This window comes from Sulfitobacter sp. 1A15106 (assembly GCF_043556995.1).
Taxonomy (GTDB): Bacteria; Pseudomonadota; Alphaproteobacteria; order Rhodobacterales; family Rhodobacteraceae; genus Sulfitobacter; species Sulfitobacter faviae.
The window spans coordinates 116573-138853 of the sequence record NZ_JBIFFM010000011.1 but is presented as its reverse complement, the minus strand read 5'-3'; the positions used below and the strand labels follow the sequence as shown (position 1 = coordinate 138853).

The window sequence follows — 22281 nt, the reverse complement described above, 5'->3', positions numbered from 1 at the left end:
TCAGCCTCCAAAAATCGTTGCGCCGGTGGTAGCAGAACCGACTGTGTCGCGGAACATAGCGAACAACTCGCGCCCCGTCCCGGCATGATAAGCAGAAAGATCAACGGTGACGTTGGGACGGTCGTCGAATCCTTCGGCCAGCACGTCGAGCGTCCCTGCCACGGCATCAACCCGCAGCAAATCGCCATCCTGCACCCGCGCGATGGGGCCGCCGTCGACCGCCTCGGGGCTGACGTGGATCGCCGCAGGCACCTTGCCCGACGCGCCCGACATGCGCCCATCGGTGACCAGCGCCACCTTCTGCCCGCGCCCCTGAAGGATCGACAGAAGCGGCGTCAGGCTGTGCAACTCAGGCATGCCATTGGCCTTTGGCCCTTGGAAGCGGACCACGACGATCACGTCGTCGGTCAGCTCGCCTGCCTTGAAAGCGGCCTTCACCTCGTTCTGATCTGCAAAGACCCGCGCCGGGGCTTCGATGATGTGGTGTTCGGGTGCCACGGCAGAGACCTTCATACAGGCGGTGCCGAGTGATCCGGCCATGCGGCGCAGCCCGCCGGTGGGCTGGAAAGGATCGCTGGCAGGGCGCAGGATTTTCTCGTTCAGGCTCTCGCCCGCGCCCTTCTCCCAGACCAGACCCTCGGCCTTCAGCTTCGGCTCGGCGGTGTAATGCTCCAGCCCCTGCCCCGCGACGGTATGGGTGTCGGGGTGCAGATGGCCGGAGTTGAGCAATTCGCCGATCATATAGCCCAAGCCCCCGGCGGCGTGGAAATGGTTCACATCCGCCAGACCGTTGGGATAGACCCGCGCCAGCAGTGGCGTGACGTCGGAAATATCCGAGAAATCCTCCCAATCCAGAATGATCCCCCCGGCCCGCGCCATGGCGATGAGGTGGATCAGCAGGTTGGTCGACCCACCCGTGGCGTTGAGCCCGACGATCCCGTTCACGAAAGCCTTTTCATCCAGAACCGAGGCGACGGGGGTGTAATCATTGCCCAAAGCGCTCAGCGCCAGCGCGCGTTTCGCGCCTTCCTGGGTCAGCGCATCGCGCAAAGACCCGTTCGGCGGCACAAAGCTCGCCCCCGGCAGGTGCAGCCCCATGAACTCCATCAGCATCTGGTTGGTGTTCGCGGTGCCGTAAAAGGTGCAGGTGCCCGGCCCGTGATAGGCGGCCATCTCGGCGGCCATCAGCGCGTCGCGCCCGACTTCGCCCGCGGCGAACTGCTGACGCACCTTGGCCTTCTCATCATTCGACAGCCCGCTTTCCATCGGCCCGGCGGGCAGGAAGACGGCTGGCAGATGGCCGAAAGCCTGCGCCGCGATCACCAGCCCGGGCACGATCTTGTCGCAAACCCCGAGGAAAACCGCCGCGTCAAATGTGTTGTGGCTGAGCGCCACCGAGGCCGCCAAGGCGATTACATCGCGCGAGAAAAGCGACAGTTCCATCCCCGCTTCGCCTTGGGTCACCCCGTCGCACATCGCGGGCACCCCGCCCGCGACCTGCGCGGTGCCCCCCGCCGCACGAACGGCCTCGCGGATCAGATCGGGGTAGCGTTCAAACGGCTGATGCGCCGAGAGCATGTCGTTGTAGGTCGTCACGATCCCGAGGTTGCCCGCGCTGGTGGTCGCCAGCCGGTCCTTATCCGCGCCAGAGGCGGCATAGGCATGGGCCTGCCCGCTACAGGACAGATGCGCGCGGGCCGGACCCTTGGCGCGGGCGGTTTCCATCCGGTCGAGGTAGGGCCGCCGGGTCGCCTCGCTGCGGGCGATGATACGGTCGGTGACGCGGTCAATCGTGGAATGCAGGGTCATGTCTCGTCCTTTCGTGTGATCTCGCGCCAGCGGCGGCCGTCGCGGTGCATCAGCATCAGCGCCTCTTCGGGGCCTGAGCTGCCGGGGTCATAGGGGTACGGGGGTTGCCGGGTCTCTTCCCAGCCGTGAATGATCGGATCGGCCCAGGCCCAAGCGGCTTCGACCTCATCCCCGCGCATGAAGAGCGTCTGATCGCCGCGGATCACATCCATGATCAGCCGCTCATAGGCGTCTTGCGGGGTGCCCTGTTCGCCCAAGGCATCGGCAAAGGTCATATCCAGCGCCACTTCGGCCAGACGCATGCCGCCGGGGCCGGGGTCTTTGATGGTGTTGCGCAGGGTGATGCCCTCATCCGGTTGCAACCGGATGATCAGCGCGTTGCCCTTGTGGCCTTCCGTTGCGGGGAAGATCATATGCGGCGGGTCGCGGAAGATCACCGCGATCTCGGAACTGCGCCCGCGCAGCTTTTTGCCCGTGCGCAGGTAGAACGGCGTGCCCGCCCACCGCCAATTGGCGATCTTCACCTTCATCGCGACAAAGCTTTCGGTGCGGCTGTCGGGGTCGCCCGCATGGTCGCGGTAGCTGCCCGCGCCATTGGCGGCGCGGTACTGGCCCCGGGCGATATCCTTCTGCGCCACCGGCTCCAGTGCCTCGATCACCTTCACCTTCTCATCGCGCACGGCGTTAGGGTCAAAGCGCGAGGGCGGCTCCATCGCCGTCAGACACAAAAGCTGCATCAGGTGGTTCTGCACCATGTCGCGCATGGCGCCCGATTTATCGTAGTATTCGCCCCGCCCTTCGACACCGAGGCTCTCGGACACGGTGATCTGCACATGGTCGATATGGGTGGAATTCCACAGCGGCTCCCACAGCGCATTAGCGAAACGCAGCGCCATGAGGTTCTGCACCGTCTCTTTGCCAAGGTAATGGTCGATCCGGTAAATCTGGCTTTCGTCGAAATTGGCACGCAGATCGGCGTTCAGCGCCTGCGCAGTTTCCAAATCATGGCCAAAGGGCTTTTCGACGACGATGCGGCTTTCGGCGGTGGCGATGCCGTGGTCATGCAGCTTGCCACCAATCGTGCCGAAGAGCGACGGCGAGACCGATAGGTAGAAGGCCCGCACGTCATCATCGCGCATCAGGTCTTTGAGATCCGCCCAGCCCGCATCGCCCGACGCATCCACGCGCACGTAATGCACCATGCCAAGGAACCGCTCCAAGGCGGCGCTCTCTTGGGCCAGCTTGGGGGCGAACTCCAGTAGGCTGTCGCGGATCATCTTGCGGAAGGCGTCGGTATCAAGTTCGGAACGGGCCGCACCGACGATCCGCGCGGCCTCGGGCATCTGGCCGACGGTGAAGCGGTGGAACAGACCGGGCAGAATCTTGCGCCGGGCAAGATCGCCGGTCGCGCCGAAAATGACGAGGTCGAAAGGATCAACGGGGATTACGCGCGATACCATGGGGTCAGCCCTCCTGCCTGCGCAGGTGCGCTACGGCACCCTGTTTTTGATTGCCCAAGGCCATCGTCATCCCCTTCGCGCCCTCCTCCGGGCGGCCACTGGTAGCGCTAACATATTTGAGCGAAAAAGATAGGCGGTTCTTCAACATTTCATATTTCCTCTACCCAAGGTGGGTTTGCCCCGGCCCGCGAAACGGTCACGGCGGCAACCCGCGCGCCATAGGCCAGCGCTTCGGACAGGACCTCTGGCGCAAGGGTGGCAAGCGCAGATTTATGCAACTGCCCAAGCTCCGACATCTTGGCCAGAACGCCTGCGTTGAATGTGTCGCCCGCGCCGACCGTATCGACGATTTCGGCTTTCACGGCGGGCACTTGCACCTCTTCGCCATTCGCCAGATAGCCCGTCGCCCCCTCGCCCCCGCGGGTCAGAATGACAACCGATGGACCCTTCTTTAGCAACTCGCCCACCTTGTCGCGCAGCGACAGCGGCGCGGGGTTGATCCAATTCAGGTCCTCATCCGAGACCTTCACGATATCCGACAGCGCCAGCATCCGGTCGAGCCTTTGGCGATAACGTTCGATATCCTTGATGAAACCGGGGCGGATGTTGGGGTCGATCATTACCGCGCGCCCCTCGGCGTTGCGCGCCAACAGCTCGGCATAGGCATCCGCCCCCGGCTCGCAGGCCAGACTGATCCCGCCGAAATAAAGCGCTGAAACCTCGCTCGACAGTGCGGGCATATCCTCGGGCGTGATCATCCGCCCGGCGGAGTTTTCGTCATAGAAATCATAGGTCGCATGGCCGCCCACCAGCCGCACGAAAGCCAGCGTCGTCGGCCGGCCGGACAGGACAACATGCGAGACATCCACATGGCTTGCCTTCAACCCGTCGACCAACTGCCGCCCGAACATGTCCGACGACAGGCCCGAGAGCATCCCCACCTGCGCGCCGAGCCGCCCCAAGGCGATGGCCGTGTTGAACACCGCCCCGCCCGCATGGGGCACAAAGCCGTCAGGGCCTGCCTTGGTCGGGGTCGGGATCATATCGATCAGGGCTTCTCCGCAGCAAAGGATCATCTGTCAGCCTTTCAAAAATGCGTCGCGGTCGACGAGGAAACGGTCAGAAAGCGGCAAGCTCGCCGCACCGAGCGCGCGGGCGTCGCTGCCGACGGTGCCTTCGCGCAATTCTGGTAGGGTGACCCCCGGCAGGGGCCGGGCGGCGAGGTGGCGGCGGGTGCGGGCGACCAATTCGGCGCGAACCTTTGCGGGCACCGACCCGTCGATCATGACCGTGTCGAAATCAATCAAACATGTGGCGGCCCGGATCGCCTGCGCCAATGCCTCGGTCGTGCTGTCGAGCCATGGGTGCAAAATGTCATCGCCAAAGCCCCAAGCCGCCGGATGGCTCCAAGAGGCGCGGCGCGTCTCTCCGGCCTTTTGCAAGGCGCCCTCCAAAGTCGCTAGGGAAGCCACATCGACCAATTGCCGCGCCGCACCCCCGGCCAATGGCATGGAGCCGAGCGCCCCGGCATTGCCGCTTTTGCCGGTGTAGAGCTTGCTGTCCAGCACCAGCCCGCCGCCGACGAAATAGCCGATGTAGAAATAGAGGAAATCGCGCGGCTTGTCCTGCGCGCCAAAGACCAGTTCCGCCCCACAAGCGGCAGAGGTGTCATTGCAGATATAGATCGGCAGATCGACCAGTTCCGCCAAAGCCGCTTCGATATCAAAGGTCTGCCACGCGCTCAGATCGCCGCCCGCGACTTCCCATTCCCAAATGCCAAACGGCAGGGCCACGCCCAACCCGGCCACCCGCGCCTGCTGCTCGGCGGAGAGGGAGGCAAGCGCGTCCCGCAAAGCGCGCGCGGAAAAGGCCATGACCGCATCGGGCGTGGGATGGGCGTAGGTCTCACTGCTGTGGCGGGTCACCTGCCCTTCGAAATCGGTCAGGATCAATTCGACGCTGCGCCGCCCGACCTTCAGCCCCAGAAAAAACGCGCCCTCGGCGTTCAGGCTGATCGGCACCGATGGCTGCCCGACCCGGCCCCGCACCCGCGCGCCTTTCTTCAGCAAACCCTCGGCTTCAAGGGCGCGCATAATGACGGAGACGGTCTGCGCCGAGAGGCCCGTAAGTCGGGCAATCTCGGCCTTGGACGTCGGCCCGCTGCGCCGGATGAGCGACAGGACCAGCCGTTCGTTATAAGCCCGCATCCCGCTTTGGTTCGAGCCGCGCGCGGCGCGGTCGGCGACGATCTGTAGCTGCTGCAAACTGGCCTCCCCCCGGTTCATGCGGCGTTTCACCGGAGAAATCCCAGATGGGAGGAGGTGAGTCAATGCTTAAATCAATCTGATTGACTTATTGCGCGATGAAGGGCCGACCGCCCAAAGGCGAGCGGCCCGCTTTTGCGGTTAATCTGCGACAGTGATCCCAATTTTCCCCATATGGGACTTTTCGATGAACGCCTCCTGCGCCTGCTTCAGATCGCGCAGCGCATAGGTTTCCGCCACGACAGGCCGGATTTCTCCGCGTTCGATATAGCCCACCAGATCGGCAAAAACGCTCGGCTCTTGCCGGGTGCTGCCCAACAGTGTCAGGTCCTTGAGGTAAAGCGTGCGCAGGTCCAACTCCACGATCGGCCCGGCAATCGCGCCCGAGGTCACATAGCGACCGCGCGTCACCAGCGCGTCAAGCAATTTGGGCCAACCCGCCCCGCCCACGAGGTCGAGCACCACGTCATAGCTGTCCTCCGGCAGGGCCGCATCCCGGTCGAAGGTCTCATCCGCGCCAAGCGCCCTCAGCGCCTCCATCTTGCCGGGGCTGGTCACCGCCGTCACATGGGCGCCGCGCCGTTTCGCCAGTTGCACCGCCGCCGAGCCGACCCCGCCCGAGGCGCCGGTGATCAACACACGTTCGGCCCCCAAGGCGGCCCGCTGGATCATCCCCTCGGCCGTCGAAAAGGCGCAGGGAAAGGAGGCGAGCTCAACGTCCGTGAGGGCGCTATCGACCCGCAGCGCATTGCTGGCCTCGGCGGTGGCATATTCCGCAAAGCCGCCGTCCCGCTCCGATCCGAAGGTGACGAGATCATCCGGCCCCGCGCCCGCAGGGCTGTACATGGGCCGGATCAAAACCCACTCGCCGATGCGGCCTTGATCGACACCCGCGCCCACGGCCACGACCTCTCCGCAGCAATCGGCCCCTTGGATGCGCGGAAAGCTCAAAGCGCCAGACCAGCCGCCATCGGCGTCCGCCGCGCCGCCGTAGCCCTCGCTCGCCGCCGAGCCGGTGTCGCCGCGCACCGCTTTGGAATACCAGCCCGTGCGCGTGTTCACATCCGTGTTGTTCACCGCCGCCGCGCCGACGCGAACCAGAACCTCCCCGGCGGCGGGCTTTGGCAGCGCGACATCCTCGCGCCACTCCAGCTTGTCCAAGCCGCCATGGCCGGTCAGCAGCATCGCTTTCATGGTCTTCGGTAGGGTCATCGCTCGGGCTCCTTCAGCGGCAGAATGGCAAAGTGTAGAATGATTACTCTACTTGCGTAGGTAGAGCGCCCCCTCTACATCGTCAAGCATGACAGATACCAAAAGCAAGATCGCCGCCGGGCTGGAACGCGCCTTTGCCACCCGCGGCTTTGCCGACCCCAGCGTCGAAGACCTGCGCGATGCGGCCGGGGTGAGCCTGCGCACGCTCTACAAATACACCCCCTCCCGCGCCGAAATGGTACTGGCCGCGCTAGAGAACCGGCAGCAACGCTATCTGGCGCTGGTCTTCGGCGATCTGCCCGACGCCCCGACCGAGGCGCTGGAGACGATTTTGGCCCGCGTCGGGCAGTGGATGGAGACGGAAACCTCTCACGGCTGCCTGTTCCACGCCGCCGTCGCCGCCGACCCCGGCAGCGAAAAACTGCACGCCTTGCTCTCGCGCCATAAGGCCGAGGTCGCGGCCAAGGCCGCCGCAGCCGCCGATCTGCCGGGTGCGGAGACCGAGTTGCTGTTGATCCTCGAAGGGCTCACACAGACTTGGCCGCTGCGCGGGGCGCAGGCGGTGACCGCCGCGCAGCATTTGGCCAAAACGCTGCTGCGCGACGCGCACCAGCACCAATGACATGCTAGGGACGTTTTCATGATGCAGGGCCACCGCTGGGGCGTGATCGCTATCCTTTTCGCCGCCGTGGTCTGGGGCACCACCGGCACCGCCGCGACCTTCGCCCCCGGGGTCAGCGCTGCCGCCATTGGTGCTGCGGCCATGGGGCTGGGCGGGATCGCACAGGCCCTCTGGGCCGGGCGGGGCATCCTGAACCAACGCAGTCGGCTCTGGCAACAGCGCCGCCTGCTGGTCATCGGCGCGCTGGCGGTGGCGGTCTATCCGCTGGCCTTTTACGGCGCGATGCGGCTGGCGGGGGTAACGGTGGGCACGGTCATCACCATCGGCTCCGCCCCGCTGCTCTCGGCGCTGATCGAATACCTGTTGGATGGCCGACGCCTGACCCTGCGCTGGTCCTTCGGCGCGGCGGTGGGGCTGATCGGCATGGGGCTGATCTGTTTGGCCGAGGGCGATGCCCACGGCAGCGCGGTAAGCGCACCTTCCGTCCCTCTGGGCGTTTTGCTCGGGCTGATCGGCGGCTTCACCTACGCGCTTTATTCGTGGAGCGCGCGCCGGATGATGTTGCAAGGCACCGGCTCTGCCGTGGCCATGGGGGCGACCTTTGGGCTGGGCGGGCTGTTGCTGATGCCGGTGCTGGCGGTCTCGGGCGGGGCGTTTCTGGCCTCTTGGACCAACGCCGCGGTGGGGCTCTACATGGCCGCCGTACCGATGTTTCTGGGCTATATCGCCTTCGGCTACGGCCTCGCCCGGGTGGAGGCGAGCACGGCCACCGTGATCACCTTGTTCGAGCCGGTCGTCGCGGCGGTGCTGGCCGTGGTCATCGTGGGCGAGCGCCTGCCCCCGCAGGGCTGGGTCGGCGTGGCGCTGGTGATCGGCTGTTTGGCCATCATCACCCTGCCCGCCCCGCGACGGCTGCGGCGGCACACACCTGCCCCGCCGCCACGCGCCACCTAGAGGACCGCTGCCGCTAAAGCTGATCCGGCGGCGTCTCGCCCCGGAAGAAATGGTCGAGATTGTCCAGCGCCTTGAAGCCCATCGCATCACGGGTGGCCACGGTGGCGCTGCCGACATGGGGCATCATCATCACGTTGTCGTGGGCCGCAAAGGCCGGGTTGCCGCCCGGCTCGGTCACGAAGCAATCCAGCCCCGCCGCGCCAACATGGCCCGAGGTGAGCGCATCGAGCAGCGCCGCCTCATCCACCAGATTGCCCCGCGCGGTGTTGACGATCACGCAGCCCTTGGGCAACCGCGCCAAGCGCGCGGCGTTAATGAGGCCCACCGTCTCAGGCGTTGCCGGGCAGTGCAACGAGAGGAAGTCGGAGACCGCCAGCAGATCGTCCAATTCGGCGTGATAGGTGGCCCCCGCCTCCGCCTCCGGGTCCAGACGGCGGCGGTTGTGGTAATGGATCTGCATATCCAGCCCCCGCGCCTTGCGGGCAAAGGCGCGGCCCACGCCGCCCATCCCGATGATGCCAAGCCGCGCGCCGGAAAGCTGTTTTCCCACCAGCATCGCAGGCGACCACGACTGCCACTGCCCGCTGCGTACCAGCCGGTCCCCGGCAACCGCATGACGGGCCGCGCCCAGCATCAACATCAGCGCCAGTTCCGCCGTGGCATCCGACAAAACGCCGGGCGTGTTCGTCACCACGATCCCCCGCGCCTTGAGGCTGGGCAGATCGCAGTGATCGACGCCCACGGAATGGTTCGCGATGATCTTGAGCCGGGGGTCGAGCCGGGCCACCACATCGGCGCTGAAATGTTCGGAATGGCAGGGGATCATACCATCGACCCGCGCGCTCATCGCGATGATGTCCTCGGCGCTGCCGGGCTTGTCGGCGGGGTCCCAGATCACCTCGTAATCCCGCCTCGCGCGGTCGAGTGTGGCCTCAGAGAGCTGCCGGGTGATCCAGATGACGGGTTTGCCCATGGCTCAGTGCCGATCTTTCCGGCTGGAGGTGAAAAAGTCATAGGCCACGAAGGCCAGCGTCACCGCGACGATGATGATCAGGTCGATGCTGGGCACCTCAACGGCGAGGATCAGCAAAAACACCGCAATCGCGGCAAAGGCGAGCAGGGCAAGTAGGCGGTTCATGGTCTCATCCTCATTCAGTTGCACCATCGGCCCAGTCGAAAAGCCACTGGGCGCTGCGCATCAGACGCCCATCCTGGCCGTGACCGCCGACCAGTTGCACCCCCATCGGCAACCCCTCTTCCGAGGTCATCAGCGGCAGGGTCACACAGGGGCTGCCGCAAAGCGTCCAAAGACCGTTGAAAATCGGATCGCCGGTGGTCTTTAACCCGCGCGGCGCGGGGCCGGTGGCTGCGGGGCAGAGCAGCACGTCGCAACGGGTCAGCAACTCTTCGAGTGCGGCGGTCAGCACCTTGGGCAGGTCGCGGGCCGATTGGTAATCGCGGGCCAGCACCTTATTGCCCGCCTCCATCGCCTCCCGTGCCACGGGTGAGAGCAGCTCGGCCCCGTCGCGCAGATAGGGGTAGAAGTGATAGGCCATCTCGGCAAAATTGATGCGTTTGCGCGCCTCGGCAGCCTCGTTAAAGACCGGCGGCAGGGGCATCTCGAAAGCCTGATCGCCAAGGGCCGCGACCAATTCCTCGAAAGCGGCGTGCAGCTGCGGATCGGCCTCCTCCCACCCCGGCGGGCGGACAAAGCCGAAAACCGGCGGGATCGGCGGCGCGCTGGTCGCCTCGGCCAAGAGCGCGGGGGTTGGGGCAAGCTCGGTCGCGCTGTCTTCGGGATCATGGCCAAACAGCACCTCGGCCAGCAGCGCGGCCCCGGCGGGATCGCTGGCAAAGACGCCAATGGTGTCGAGCGAGGGCGATTGCGTCAGCACCCCCCGGCGCGGGATCGCGCCGAAGGTTGGTTTGAACCCGGTGACCCCGCAATAGGACGCAGGCCGGATCACCGACCCGCCGGTCTGCGTGCCGATGGCCAAGGGCACCATCCCATCGGCCACCGCCGCCGCCGACCCTTGGGACGAGCCGCCGGGGCTATGGTCAGGGTTATGCGGATTGGTGGTCTTGTTCGGCTGCATGAAGGCCAGTTCGGTCGTGACCGTCTTGCCCATTATGATCGCGCCTTCGGCCCGCAGCCGCTCGACAATGAAAGCGTCGCGCAGCGGCACGCGCCCCTTGTCCTGCGCCGCGCCGTTTTCGGTAGGGATGCTGCGCGTGTCGATCACATCTTTCAGCCCCACCGGCAGCCCGTGCAGCCGCCCCAGCGGCCTGCCCGCCCGGCGATAACTATCAAGCGTTCGGGCCTGCGCGCGGGCGAATTCGGGATCGAACCATGCCCAAGCGCCCACCACCTCCTCGCGCGCTTCGATCCGCGCGATGTAGCTTTCCACCAGCGCCAGCGCATCCAATGCGCCGGTCGCCAGACGGTCCCGCAGTTCGACCACGCCAAGCGCTGCCGGGGCGGTCATCCGTGCCTCAGCGCCCATAGAACACCTCCGGCAGGTAGAAGACGATCTGCGGGAAGACATACATCAAGATCATCGACAGGATCACGCAGAACAGGAAAGGCATGACGCCCGCGAAGATCTGCGTCAACCGCAGCTCGGGTGGGGCGATGCCCTTGAGGTAATAGGCCGACATCGCCATCGGTGGCGTCAGGAACGAGGTCTGCAGGTTCAGCGCCACAAGGATGCCGAAGAACAGCGGGTCGATCTCGAAAACCGCCAGCAGCGGCAGGAAGATCGGCACGAAGATGATGATGATCTCGGACCATTCCAGCGGCCAGCCGAGCAGGAAGATGATAAGCTGCGCAAGGATCAGGAACATGATCGGCGACAGGTTCAGTGACTGCACGAACTCCGAGATCACATGCTCCCCGCCAAGGTAAGAGAACACCGCCGAGAAAGTGTAGGAGCCGACGAAAAGCCAGCAGACCATCGCCGTGGTGCGCACCGTGAGGTAGACGCTCTCGCGCATCCGCTGCCATGTCATCGCACGGTAAATGAAGGCAAGGAAGATGCCGCCAAGCGCCCCGATCGAGGCCGCCTCCGTCGGGGTGGCGAGGCCGAAAAGGATCGACCCCAGCACCGCGAAGATGAGGAAGGCCAGCGGCAGGAAGGAGGTGGCGATCATCAGCAACAGCTTGCCCATCGGCATGTCTGGCACCTCATCCGCCGTGGGGCGCGGGGCCGATGAAGGCTGCAACAGCGAGCGTCCGATAATGTAGATCAGGTAGAGCCCCACCAGCGTCAGCCCCGGCAGGAGTGCGGCCGCATAAAGCCGCACGATGGAAACATTGGTCGCCGCCGCATAGACGATCAGCATGATCGAGGGCGGGATCAGGATGCCCAGCGTGCCCCCCGCGCAGATGATGCCGGCGGCAAAGGACGGGTTGTAGCGCGCCTTCAGCATCGCGGGCAGCGCTAGCAGGCCCATCAGCGTCACCACGGCGCCGACGATGCCGGTGGCGGTGGCGAAGAGCGCGCAGGTGATCAGCGCGGCCACGCCCATGGAGCCGGGGATGTTCTTGGAGGCGATGTTGAGCGTGGTGAAGAGCCGGTCCACGATATTCGACCGCTCCACGATATAGCCCATGAAGAGGAACAGCGGCACCGCCGTGAGCACTTCGTTCGACATCACCGTGAAGGTTTGGTTCACGAAAAGGTCGAATATTCGGTTGTTGAAGAACCCGTCGAGCCAGGTCGACCATTGCTCCCATCGGCCGGCCCCCTCGTCCAGCCGGTCGAAACTGCGCCACATGCGGCGCGCGTCGAAATAGGCGTAGTAGCCAAAGCCGATGCCCATGGCCATCAGCGTGAAAGCAATCGGAAAGCCCAAGAAAACAAAGACGATGAACAGCCCAAGCATCATCAGGGCGATTTGCGGATCAGTCATGTGAGATGGCCCTTTTCGGCCTTGTTGGCTTCGCGCATCATGAGGTCTTCGGTCTCAAAGACGTCTTCCTCGGCTTCGAGCCAGTAGTTGGAACGTATGGCGATGAGACAGCGGCAGACCTGCGCGATGCCTTGGATGAACAGCAGTATCCCCGCCGCCACGATGATCGCCTTGAATTGATAGATCGGAACCCCCGCCGGGCTGTTGACCGACACCTCGCCGTATGACCACGAGCGGGCGGCATACTTCCAGCCTGCGAGGATCAGCGCGGTGACGCCGGGGAAAAAGAAGATGATATAGAGCACGAGGTCGATCATGCCTTGGGTGCGCGGCTGGAACAGCCGATAGAGGAAATCCCCCCGCACATGGCCGCCCCGCGACAGCGTATAGGCCCCGCCCATCATAAAGAGCGTGCCATACATGATGAAGGACACATCCAGCGCCCAAGCCGTGGGATTGTTCAGCACATAGCGCACAAAAACTTCGTAGCCCGTGCCGATGGACATCAGCAAGATGAGCCAAGCGAAAGCCTTGCCGAACCATGCGGAAAGGTTATCGGCGAACCGAATGAAAGATATCATGATGTCCCCAATGTCTCGTAGAGCCCCCGGCGCATGGTGGCGCCGGGGGCCTCATTACTTGCGGGTATGCGTGATCACATTTTGATCTTGCCGGGGAAGTAATGCTCGTAAGCAAGCCCGTAATCCGGCGAGTTCATCAACTCGTAATAGGCCACGCGGTCGACCCATTCGCGCTGGCTGTCGAGGGTCTTTTTCATGAAGGGATCGGATTCCAGCTCGGGGATCAGCTCATCCCATGCTTTAAGCTGCGCATCCAAGATTTCCTTTGAGGTGCGCCGCACGGTCACGCCAGCCTCGTTTTGCAGGAACTGAAGGTCCGCCGAATAGCGGTCCATCGCCTTGGCCGTGTTCGCGGTCGAGGCCGCCTCAACCGCGTATTTCAAGATCGCCTGAAGGTCGGGGTCGAGGTCTTCGAGGAACATCTTGGAGAACAGGAACTCAAAGCTCTCGGAGGCTTGGTGATAGGACGACAGGTAGTAGTTCTTGGCCACGTCCTGCGCGCCGAAATCCTTGTCCGACGAAGGGTTGTTGAACTCAAAGGCGTCGATCACGCCACGTTCCATCGCGGGCACGATCTCACCGCCCGGCAGCTGTGCCACCGACATGCCCAGCTTGGCCATCAGATCGGCCGCCAGGCCCACGGTGCGGTATTTGAAGCCTTGCAGGTCGTCGACGGTATTGACCTCATTCTTGAACCAGCCAAAGGGCTGGGCGAACATCGGGAAGCCCATGTAGCCCACAACGTCGAGGCCCATGATATCCTGCGTCAGCTCGTTATAAAGTTCCTGACCGCCGCCTTGATAGAACCACGACAGCATCGTGGTGGCAGAGCCGCCGAAAACCGGGCCGGTGCCAAAGAGCGATGCGGCCTTGTTCTTGCCGTACCAATAGACGGGCACCGAATGCGCCGCGTCGATCAGACCGTCGTTCACCGCATCGAGCACCTGAAACGCCGCGACGACCGCTCCCGCGGGCAGCACGTCGACCTTCAGACGCCCGCCCGACATCTCCTCGACCCGTGTCGCGTAGTCGCGGGCAAAGTCTTGCCAGATGTTCGCGTCGTTCCACGACGTCTGCATCTTGATGACGATCGGCGCTTGAGCCAGCACCGCCGGTGCGGCCAGCATGCTCCCCGTCGCCGCCCCCCCAGCAAGTGCGGACTTCGTCAGGAACGAACGTCGATTGAACTTTTTAGTCTCAGTCATGTTTCCTCCTCCCAGAGTAGCCGCCCCTTTGCTTACTTGAAATACGCTATTGGTCGGGCGACCCGAGATCAGAGACTAACCAAATGATCTCATTTGGCAAGAATTGTCCGCAAGGGACTCTTCAAGTGCAACTTTATTGTGCAAAAGCTGCAAAAATCGACACTCTCCTTCGGCGCGGATGGCCTGCGGATATCGCGCGTTCTGAGCAGGGCGGAGACAGGCCCCGCCCGCCCCTCAAACCGCCCAGCGAAAGCCGGTTTCCGCCTCGGACCGCTCCCAGAGGCTGACCATCGTCTCCTTGTCATAGGCATAGGGTTCCAACCTGCCGCGCCCAACGGGGCCGACCATCTCCATCCGGCCTGTGGGGCCGTAAAGCGCGCGCTGCTCCAGCCCATCCTCGGTGGCGCACATGACCTCGGGATATGCGCCGCGCTCCGCCGTTTGAACGATCGGCAGTTTCGACATCAGCCACCAAGTGAACCGGGTCATCAGCCCACCACTGGTGCTTATCAAAGAGGTGGCCGAGGCGCCGGGATGGCAGACATAGACCGCCACGTTCCTCCCCGCCCGCGCGACGCGGTCCTGCAACTCATAGGCAAACATCATCTGCGCCAGCTTGCTTTGGCTATAGGCCGGGTTGGCGCGGTAGTTCTTGTCCCAGTTCATGTCGTCGAACTGGATGGTGCGCAGGCCCATCTTGTAGCCAAGGCTGGCCACCACCACGATCCGCCCATTGCTTTCGTCGATCCGGTCGAAGAGCAAGCCGCAAAGCAGGAAGTGGCCGTAGTGATTGGTGCCGAGCTGGCTTTCGTGGCCGGCTTTGGTCAACTGGCGGTTTGGCACCTGCGCGATGGCGGCGTTGCAGATCAGCGCATCAACGCGGGGAATATCGCGCAGAACCTCTGCCGCCGCGCGGCGCACCGACTGCAAATCGGCGAGGTCCATTTGCACGAAACGCACCTGCGCCGCTGCGCCAAATTCGTCTTTCAGCTTGGACACCGCCTCTGCCGACCGTTCCGCGCTGCGGTTCAGCATCACCACCGCGGCACCTTTGCGCAGCAAGGTCCGCGCCGCCTGAAACCCGGCCCCCGCATTGGCCCCGGTGATCACAAAGGTCTTCCCCTCTACCCCGCCAATCTGCTCAGGGGTCCAGCCGTGCGCGCCGAAAGTCTTATCTGTCATGGTCTCGTTCCTTAGCTTTACTGAGGCATCGCGCCCCGTTGACCCTGCAGATAAATCTCAGCACTCCACGGAAATAGACCGGATTGTCGCGATTACTTGCCTGATCCTCTCACAGCCATTGCATGAAACGCTCATGCGGTCCTAATCTCCACGCATGAGCAAAGACCAAATCCGCCATATCATCGAACGGCACAGCCATGCCGACGGGCTGACCGAGACCGGCATCAAGGGCGTGCAGTATTTCCGGGCGACCAGCGCGATCCCCTGCGCGCCTGCGGTCTATGTACCCTCTGTCATCGCCATCGTCAGCGGCGCGAAAGAGGCGGTGCTCGACGGTCAGCGCTATGTCTATGACGACAGCCGCTATATGTGCTGCCCCATGTCGATGCCGGTCAAAGCGGGCACGCCAAGTGCCTCGCCCCAGACCCCGCTTTTCGGCGTCTACATCGCTCTGGATGCGCGGCTGATGGCGGAGCTTTCGCTTGAAATGGAAAGCGCGGGGAGCCTGCTGCCCCCTGCCCCCGCCGACCTACGCGCCGAGGGGATTAAACTCGCGGCATGGGACGGGGCCTTCTCCGACGCCCTGCTGCGCCTGCTGCAATTAAGCGAAAGCGAAACCGACCGCGCCGTGCTGGCCGAAGCGCGCCTGCGCGAACTTTACTACGCCATCCTGAAAGGAGAGGCAGGGCTCTTCGCGCGGCGGGCCTTCGGGGCGGGCAATGCCGTGGCGCGGGCCATCTCGCATGTCGCGGCCCATCTCGACGCGCCCATCTCCATCGACGGGATGGCCCAACGCGCGGGCATGAGCCGAGCGGTATTTCACCGCAAGTTCAAACAGGTAACGACGATGTCGCCGATACAATTCGTCAAATCCATGCGCCTGAACAATGCCGCCGTGAAAATCGCAGGCGGCGCCACGGTCAGCGAAGCGGCATTGGCGGTGGGCTATGTCAGCGCCTCGCAATTCAGCCGAGAGTTCAAACGCATGTACGGCCAATCCCCCCGCGAATGGAGCGACGCGCAGCAGATGGCAGCGGGGGTGGTTTAGAGGGGGTCTCCGCCCCCTCCCCCCTCAAGCCGTCAAGCGACAAAACAACCCCGCCGCCAGCTTCGCACGTTCGGTGAGGCTGTCGACATAGATATGCTCCTGCAACGTATGCAGACCCTTGCCGCGCACGCCGATCGAATCCAACGTTGGCAGGCCGAGGAAACCGGTGAAATTGCCGTCCGATCCGCCCCCGGCAGAGCTTCCGGTGATCTCGATCCCCAGTTCGCCCCCAATCTCCTGCGCGAGCTTCAGCATCGCCATCGTGCCGGGCTGGTCGGGTTCCCAAACCGGGCGGGTGACGCCGCGGCGGATTTCCATGATCACGTCGCCTTCGTCCGAGTTCAGCGCCATCATCTTTTCCACGCCTGCGTCGAGCTGCTCTTGCGTTTTCGCCATGGTGAGCACTTCGGCATCGCAAACTGAGGAGACGCAGTTGACCCATTGGCCCGCGTGAAAGACCCCGAGCGAGAAGGTGCAATCCTCGCTGGTCATGCCTTCGATCGTGCCCACGGCCTTTGCCATCTCCGCGATGGCCGAGCGGCCTTCGGAGAGCGCCCAGCCCGCGTGGCTGGGGCGGCCCCGGGTCTGGAGGTTGAACCGCGCGATGGCGTAGCGCCCGATCACCGCGCCGCCGTCGGGGCGGGCGGGTTCGGGGACGAGGATGTATTTATGGCGCTTCGCCTCTTCTTCGATCAGGCGACGAGTGGCGGGGGTGCCGATTTCCTCATCCGGGGTGAAAAGCACCGTCACGGGCAGCGGCGTCTCGACCCCGGCGGCCTGTAGCTTGCGCAGCGCATCGAGGTAGACGTAGTTGCCGCCCTTCATGTCCATCAGACCGGGGCCGTAGCAGATATCGCCTTCGCGTTTGTAAGGCAGGCTCGCCAAGGTGCCGAGCGGGTGAACCGTGTCCATATGACCCAAAAGCAGGATGCCCCCCTCGCCCGCGCGGGGATGAGGCATCTCAGCGCGCAGGCTGTCGCCCAGCCCCATGGGGCTGGGGATACGCTCTGTCCGCGCACCCAAGACCGCCAGATCGTGCTGCGCCACATCCATCATCCGGTTCACCGCCGCCCCGTCGAATGTGGGGCTTTCAGTTTCGATCCATGGGCGCAGCCCGGTGAGCATTTCTTCGGCATCAAAAGGCAGATCGAGCGGGTTGGTCATGTTCAATATCCTTTCCTCCGCCGCGCGACAGCGGGCGGTTGGCTTAAATTAAAAGATTGGCGCAAGGGCCTAGCCGCCGACCTTTGGCAGGCGCGTCTCGACAATCCGCGCATAGATCGAGGCACCGACAGGCAGAATGGCGTCGTCCAGCACGAAGCCGGGGTTGTGCAAAGGCACGCTGCCCGCATGGCCCACCCGGCAATAGGCGCCCGGCACGACTTTCAGCATATCGGCAAAATCCTCCGACCCGCTGGCCTGTTCGGTCGAGACATGGGCGTTCTCGCCGCCTACCACGCTGGCGGCTGCTTCGACATAGGCGGTGGTCAGTTCAGGGTCGTTCATCAACACGTCAAAGACATTGCGGATGTCGACTTCGATCTCGATCCCATAGGCGCTGGCCATACCGGCGCAGAGTTCGCGCATCCGGGCCTCGGCCATTTCGATCACATCCTCATGGAAATAACGGATCGTGCCCGCGATACTGGCGGTATCTGGCACCACGTTATAGGCCGAGCCTGCGTTGAATTTGGTCACCGAAAGCACGATCGGCTTGGTCGGCGGGGTGTTGCGGCTGACGACGGATTGCAACTGCTGCACCAGCGCCGTGCCGATGACGATGGGATCGCGCGACTGATGCGGCATGGCGGCGTGGCTGCCAGTGCCCTTGACGGTGATGTCAAAGAAGGCCGCCCCGGCCATGGCCGCACCGGGGGTGACATTGACCACGCCCGGCTCTGAGTTTGGATCGTTATGCATGCCGTAAATCTCGTCGCAGGGGAATTTCTCAAAGAGCCCCTCTTCCAGCATCCGGCGCGCGCCGCCCAAACCTTCCTCGGCGGGTTGAAAGATCAGCACCACGGTGCCGTCGAAATCGCGCGTTTCCGCCAGATAACGCGCGGCCCCCAAGAGCATGGTGGTGTGGCCGTCATGGCCGCAGGCATGCATCCGCCCGGGGTTGGTCGAGGCATAGGGCACGCCGGAATCTTCGACAATCGGCAGCGCGTCCATATCCGCGCGTAGCCCGACACGGCGGTTGCCACCGCCCGCGCCCTTGATGATGCCGACAACCCCGGTGCCGCCCAGCCCTTCATGCACCTCATCCACCCCGTAGGCGCGGAGCTTTTCGGCCACGATCCCAGAGGTGCGGACCTCTTCGAACCCCAGTTCGGGGTGGGCGTGGATGTCTTGGCGGATGGCGGTGAGATCGGCGGCAACGGCTTCGATTTTGGGAAGGACGGTCATGCGGTGGCTCCTGTCGTCATGGTAGCGCTGCCGAGCGCGCGGTAGTTGGCAAAATCCCAATGGCGGCCCGGTGCCGCTTCGATCAGGTTGCGTGTGTAGTCGTGATGCGGGTTGGCCAGCACATCGCCCGCGGGGCCGTATTCAACGACCTGCCCGCGCTGCATGACCAAGACCTCGTCACAAATCTGCGCGGCGACGCGCAGGTCATGGGTGATGAAAAGCATGGCCACACCGAACTTCTCTTGGATGTCATCCAAAAGGTCGAGCACCTGCGCCTGCACGCTCACATCAAGGGCCGAGACAGCCTCATCCGCGACAAGCAGATCAGGCTTCATCGCCACCGCCCGCGCGATGGCGATGCGCTGGCGTTGCCCGCCCGAGAATTGATGCGGATAGCGGTCAAGCGCATCGCGCGGCAGGTCCACCAGTTCCATCAGCTCAGCGGCATGGCGCATCGCCTCTTCGCGCGGGGTGCCGAAGTTGATCGGCCCTTCGCAAAGGCTGCGCGCCACGGTCCAACGCGGGTTGAGCGAGCGGTAGGGGTCTTGGAACACGATTTGCAGATGCTTGCGGTGGTCGCGCAATTGACGGCGTGAGAGTTTGGCAATCTCGGTCCCCGCGACATTCACGCTCCCCGCTGTCGGGTCGATCAGCCGCATGATGGCCCGTGCCACAGTGGATTTGCCTGAGCCGGATTCGCCCACAATGCCCAGCGTCCGCCCCGGTTTGATGGTAAAGCTGACATCCTGCGCGGCCTTGACCCCTTCGCTGCGGCGCAGGAAGCCGCCGCCGCCATAGGTCATATCGAGCCCGGCGACACGCACCACCTCGCTCTGCGCTGCCGCCGCCCTTGCGGGGCGCGGGGTGAGGTTTGGCACCGCCGTCAAAAGCGTGCGGGTATAGTCCTTCTGCGGATCGGTCAGCAGCTTTTCGATCGGCGCGCGTTCGACGATCTTGCCCTGCTGCATGACCGTCACGGTATCCGCGATCTCGGCCACCACGCCCATGTCATGGGTGATGAAGAGAACGGCGGTACCGTGCCGCTCTTGCATCTCGGCAATCAGCTTGAGGATCTGCAACTGTGTGGTCACATCCAGCGCCGTTGTCGGCTCATCCGCGATCAGCAGATCAGGGTCGAGGATCAGCGCCATGGCGATCATGATGCGCTGGCGCTGCCCGCCGGAAAGCTGATGCGGGAAGGCCGAGAAGATGCGGTTCACATCTGGCAGATGCACCTGATCCATCATGTCGAGCGTGCGTTTCTTAGCCTCGGACTGGCTCAGATCACTGTGCATATTCAGCACTTCCATGATCTGCTCACCCACCCGCAGCACCGGGTTCAGCGCGGTCATCGGCTCTTGGAAGATCATCGCGATCCGCCGCGCGCGCAGCTGGCGCATCTGCGCATGGCTGGCGCTGGTGATCTCGAAATCGTCCAGCGTGATGCTGCCGCTTTGCACCTCCAGCGCCGATTTTGGCAGCAGCCCCATAGCCGCCAGCGAGGTCACGGACTTGCCTGAGCCAGATTCACCCACCAAGCAATGCGTCTCGCCCGCGCGGATGGTGAGGTCGATCCCGTCGATCACCGGCTTGGCCTGTGGCCGCCCCGCCAGCCCGATGCGCAGGTCGCGCACTTTGAGCACCTCACGCGCGTCGGAGAAGTCTTTGGTCTTGAACTGCATCTCTCAGCCCTCCCGTTTCTTCATGCGCGGGTCGAGCAGATCGCGCGCGGTGTCGCCCAAAAGGTTGATCGACAGGATGCAAAGCGACAGCAGCAGCCCTGGCCAGAAGATCAGCCCCGGCTTGATCTGGAAATAAGTCCGCCCCTCGGCCATGATATTGCCCCATGTGGGGATCTCCGTGCTGACGCCCGCGCCGAGGAAGCTCAGGATCGCCTCGATCAGGATCGCCGAGGCGCAGATATAGGTGCCTTGGACGATCAGCGGCGCCATGGTGTTGGGCATCAGGTGCTGGATCAGGATCTTGGGCATCGACGAGCCAAGCGCGATGGCGGCCTCGACATAGGGTTCCTCCCGGGCCGAGAGCACGACCGAGCGCACCAGCCGCACCACGCGGGGCACCTCCGGCACCGTGATGGCGATGATGACCGAGCCGAGCGATGGCCCGTTCAGCGCCACGAGCGCAATGGCCAGCAGGATCGCGGGGATCGCCATCAGGCTGTCCATAATCCGCATGATGATGCCATCCGCCACCCGAAAGAAACCGGCGACAAGGCCGATGGCCAAGCCGATGGCGACGCTGACCAAGGCCGCCCCGACGCCGATCAGCAGCGACACGCGCCCGCCGGTCATCACCCGCGAAAACGTGTCGCGGCCATAGGGATCGGTGCCCAGAAGATACTCTTCGGAAGGCGGCTTGAGCCGCGCGGCAGAGTTCATCGCCAGCGGGTCATAGGGCACGTAAAGCGGGGCCAAGATCGACGCCAGCACGATGGCCAGGAGGATAAGGGCCGCCAGCAGCGGGCCGATACCGACCCTTGCGCCCGCAGGCAGGGAAAGCAGTCCGGTCAGCACCTGAAAGGCGCTGTGACGGGATTGGGGTTGCTCGATCATGTCAGTACCGGATCCTTGGGTCGAAGAATGAATAGGAGACGTCAACCAAGAGGTTCACGAAGACGTAGATGCCCGCCGTCAGCAGGATCATCGCCTGAATGACGGGGTAGTCGCGCGCGAGGATCGCATCGACCGTAAGCCGCCCGATGCCGGGGATGTTAAAGACGCTTTCCGTCACCACCACGCCCGAGATCAGCAGCGCAAAACCGGTGCCGATGATGGTCAGGATCGGCACGGCGGCATTGCGCAGCGCATGGCGAAACAGCACGACATTCTCGCGCACGCCCTTGGCCCGGGCGGTGCGGATGTAATCTTCGCCCAGCACTTCAAGCATGGAGGCCCGCGTCATCCGCGCGATGAGCGCCACATAGATCGTGGCCAGCGTGAGCGAGGGCAGAATGGCGCGCGAGAAGAACGGCCCGATGCCCTCCGACGGCGCCTTGTAGCCCTGCACCGGCACCCAACGCAGTTCGATCGCGAAGATTTGGATCAGGATATAGCCGATCACGAAGACCGGCACCGAAAAACCCAGCACCGAGAAGGACATCACCAGAAAGTCGACCCAGGTGCGGTGACGCCATGCGGCGATCACGCCCATCGGCACCGCCAGCAGGACAGAGATGGTGATGGTCATCAGCGCGATGTTGATGGTCGGCCCCAGCCGGTCGCCCAACATGCCCGCCACGGAGGTGTTCGACAAAAGCGACACGCCCAGATCGCCGCGCAGCAATTGCCCGATCCATGTGAAGAACTGTGTCAGCAGCGGATCGTTCAGACCCAGACGGTCACGGATCCGTTCAAGCTGTGCGGGGGTGGCGGCATCGCCGGCGAGAATGGCTGCCGGATCACCGGGGGTGAGACGCAGCAGGAGGAAGACGAAGATGGCGACGATCAGCATGACCGGGATCGTGGCCAAGACGCGCTTCAGGATATAGACGAGCATTTTCCGGAAGGTCCCTTTCGGCGGAAAGAAGGCAGGCCCGGAAGCGGGGGCGCTGCCTGCGGGCAGAGATGACGGTGGAGAGCGCGGCGGCCGCGCCCTCCGAAAGGCTG

General features: G+C 64.0%; 20 protein-coding genes. 3 read left to right on the top strand and 17 right to left on the bottom strand.

What is annotated here, in order from left to right:
- The 5 genes from edd to ACGYKA_RS16700 all read right to left on the bottom strand — a co-directional run bounded on the left by edd (position 1) and on the right by ACGYKA_RS16700 (position 6745).
- On the bottom strand, positions 1–1809 hold the full coding sequence (gene edd, locus ACGYKA_RS16720; RefSeq protein WP_394413630.1) for a phosphogluconate dehydratase: 1809 nt from the start codon (positions 1807–1809) through the stop codon (positions 1–3).
- Positions 1806–3269: a glucose-6-phosphate dehydrogenase gene (gene zwf, locus ACGYKA_RS16715; RefSeq protein WP_394413632.1), complete on the bottom strand. Its 1464-nt coding sequence runs from the start codon at positions 3267–3269 to the stop codon at positions 1806–1808. Before zwf ends, edd begins: the two co-directional genes overlap by 4 nt.
- 149 nt (positions 3270–3418) lie before the next feature.
- Complete coding sequence (locus ACGYKA_RS16710) at positions 3419–4345, bottom strand: carbohydrate kinase (RefSeq protein ID WP_394413635.1); 927 nt, start codon at positions 4343–4345, stop codon at positions 3419–3421.
- Positions 4346–4348: 3 nt separating this feature from the next.
- Positions 4349–5476 carry an ROK family transcriptional regulator gene (locus ACGYKA_RS16705; protein ID WP_394413870.1) on the bottom strand — a complete coding sequence of 376 codons (1128 nt, stop codon included), beginning with the start codon at positions 5474–5476 and terminating at the stop codon, positions 4349–4351.
- A 198-nt stretch (positions 5477–5674) separates the two neighbouring features.
- Positions 5675–6745: an alcohol dehydrogenase family protein gene (locus ACGYKA_RS16700; protein WP_394413637.1), complete on the bottom strand. Its 1071-nt coding sequence runs from the start codon at positions 6743–6745 to the stop codon at positions 5675–5677.
- An 88-nt stretch (positions 6746–6833) separates the two neighbouring features.
- On the opposite strand from ACGYKA_RS16700, the gene ACGYKA_RS16695 reads away from it, so the two are divergent.
- On the top strand, positions 6834–7367 hold the full coding sequence (locus tag ACGYKA_RS16695) for a TetR/AcrR family transcriptional regulator (RefSeq protein WP_394413640.1): 534 nt from the start codon (positions 6834–6836) through the stop codon (positions 7365–7367).
- A gap of 18 nt (positions 7368–7385) precedes the next feature.
- A complete protein-coding gene (locus tag ACGYKA_RS16690) occupies positions 7386–8321 on the top strand; it encodes a DMT family transporter (RefSeq protein WP_394413643.1) in 936 nt (311 codons plus the stop codon).
- A gap of 13 nt (positions 8322–8334) precedes the next feature.
- Here ACGYKA_RS16690 and ACGYKA_RS16685 read toward each other — a convergent pair whose 3' ends face one another.
- The 7 genes from ACGYKA_RS16685 to ACGYKA_RS16655 all read right to left on the bottom strand — a co-directional run bounded on the left by ACGYKA_RS16685 (position 8335) and on the right by ACGYKA_RS16655 (position 15201).
- Positions 8335–9294 carry a 2-hydroxyacid dehydrogenase gene (locus ACGYKA_RS16685; RefSeq protein ID WP_394413646.1) on the bottom strand — a complete coding sequence of 320 codons (960 nt, stop codon included), beginning with the start codon at positions 9292–9294 and terminating at the stop codon, positions 8335–8337.
- Positions 9295–9297: 3 nt separating this feature from the next.
- Positions 9298–9459: a hypothetical protein gene (locus ACGYKA_RS16680; protein ID WP_394413648.1), complete on the bottom strand. Its 162-nt coding sequence runs from the start codon at positions 9457–9459 to the stop codon at positions 9298–9300.
- A gap of 10 nt (positions 9460–9469) precedes the next feature.
- Positions 9470–10825, bottom strand: a complete 1356-nt coding sequence (locus ACGYKA_RS16675; protein ID WP_394413651.1) for an amidase — start codon at positions 10823–10825, stop codon at positions 9470–9472.
- The gene (locus tag ACGYKA_RS16670) at positions 10815–12233 is read right to left on the bottom strand and encodes a TRAP transporter large permease subunit (protein WP_394413654.1); all 1419 of its coding nucleotides are present in this window, start codon (positions 12231–12233) and stop codon (positions 10815–10817) included. Before ACGYKA_RS16670 ends, ACGYKA_RS16675 begins: the two co-directional genes overlap by 11 nt.
- Positions 12230–12814 (bottom strand): TRAP transporter small permease subunit, encoded by a 585-nt coding sequence (locus ACGYKA_RS16665; protein ID WP_093928097.1) that lies wholly within the window; start codon positions 12812–12814, stop codon positions 12230–12232. The genes ACGYKA_RS16670 and ACGYKA_RS16665 overlap by 4 nt, the downstream gene beginning before the upstream one ends.
- Positions 12815–12888: 74 nt before the next feature.
- Positions 12889–14019, bottom strand: coding sequence for a TRAP transporter substrate-binding protein (locus tag ACGYKA_RS16660; protein ID WP_394413657.1), 1131 nt, complete (start codon positions 14017–14019; stop codon positions 12889–12891).
- A 234-nt stretch (positions 14020–14253) separates the two neighbouring features.
- The gene (locus tag ACGYKA_RS16655; protein WP_394413659.1) at positions 14254–15201 is read right to left on the bottom strand and encodes an SDR family oxidoreductase; all 948 of its coding nucleotides are present in this window, start codon (positions 15199–15201) and stop codon (positions 14254–14256) included.
- 154 nt (positions 15202–15355) lie between these two features.
- Here ACGYKA_RS16655 and ACGYKA_RS16650 point away from each other — a divergent pair, with 154 nt between their 5' ends.
- A complete protein-coding gene (locus ACGYKA_RS16650; protein ID WP_394413662.1) occupies positions 15356–16249 on the top strand; it encodes an AraC family transcriptional regulator N-terminal domain-containing protein in 894 nt (297 codons plus the stop codon).
- Between the two features lie 24 nt (positions 16250–16273).
- Here the strand turns inward: ACGYKA_RS16650 and ACGYKA_RS16645 are convergent, their stop codons facing one another.
- The 5 genes from ACGYKA_RS16645 to ACGYKA_RS16625 form a co-directional block, all read right to left on the bottom strand.
- Positions 16274–17413, bottom strand: a complete 1140-nt coding sequence (locus ACGYKA_RS16645; RefSeq protein ID WP_394413665.1) for a M20/M25/M40 family metallo-hydrolase — start codon at positions 17411–17413, stop codon at positions 16274–16276.
- Positions 17414–17482: 69 nt separating this feature from the next.
- Positions 17483–18655 (bottom strand): M20 aminoacylase family protein, encoded by a 1173-nt coding sequence (locus ACGYKA_RS16640; RefSeq protein ID WP_394413667.1) that lies wholly within the window; start codon positions 18653–18655, stop codon positions 17483–17485.
- Entirely contained in the window at positions 18652–20337 is a 1686-nt protein-coding gene (locus ACGYKA_RS16635; protein WP_394418319.1) for an ABC transporter ATP-binding protein, read from the bottom strand. The genes ACGYKA_RS16640 and ACGYKA_RS16635 overlap by 4 nt, the downstream gene beginning before the upstream one ends.
- 3 nt (positions 20338–20340) lie before the next feature.
- Positions 20341–21228: an ABC transporter permease gene (locus tag ACGYKA_RS16630; protein ID WP_067266950.1), complete on the bottom strand. Its 888-nt coding sequence runs from the start codon at positions 21226–21228 to the stop codon at positions 20341–20343.
- Between the two features lies 1 nt (position 21229).
- Positions 21230–22171, bottom strand: a complete 942-nt coding sequence (locus ACGYKA_RS16625) for an ABC transporter permease (protein ID WP_067266948.1) — start codon at positions 22169–22171, stop codon at positions 21230–21232.
- Positions 22172–22281: the final 110 nt, after the last annotated feature.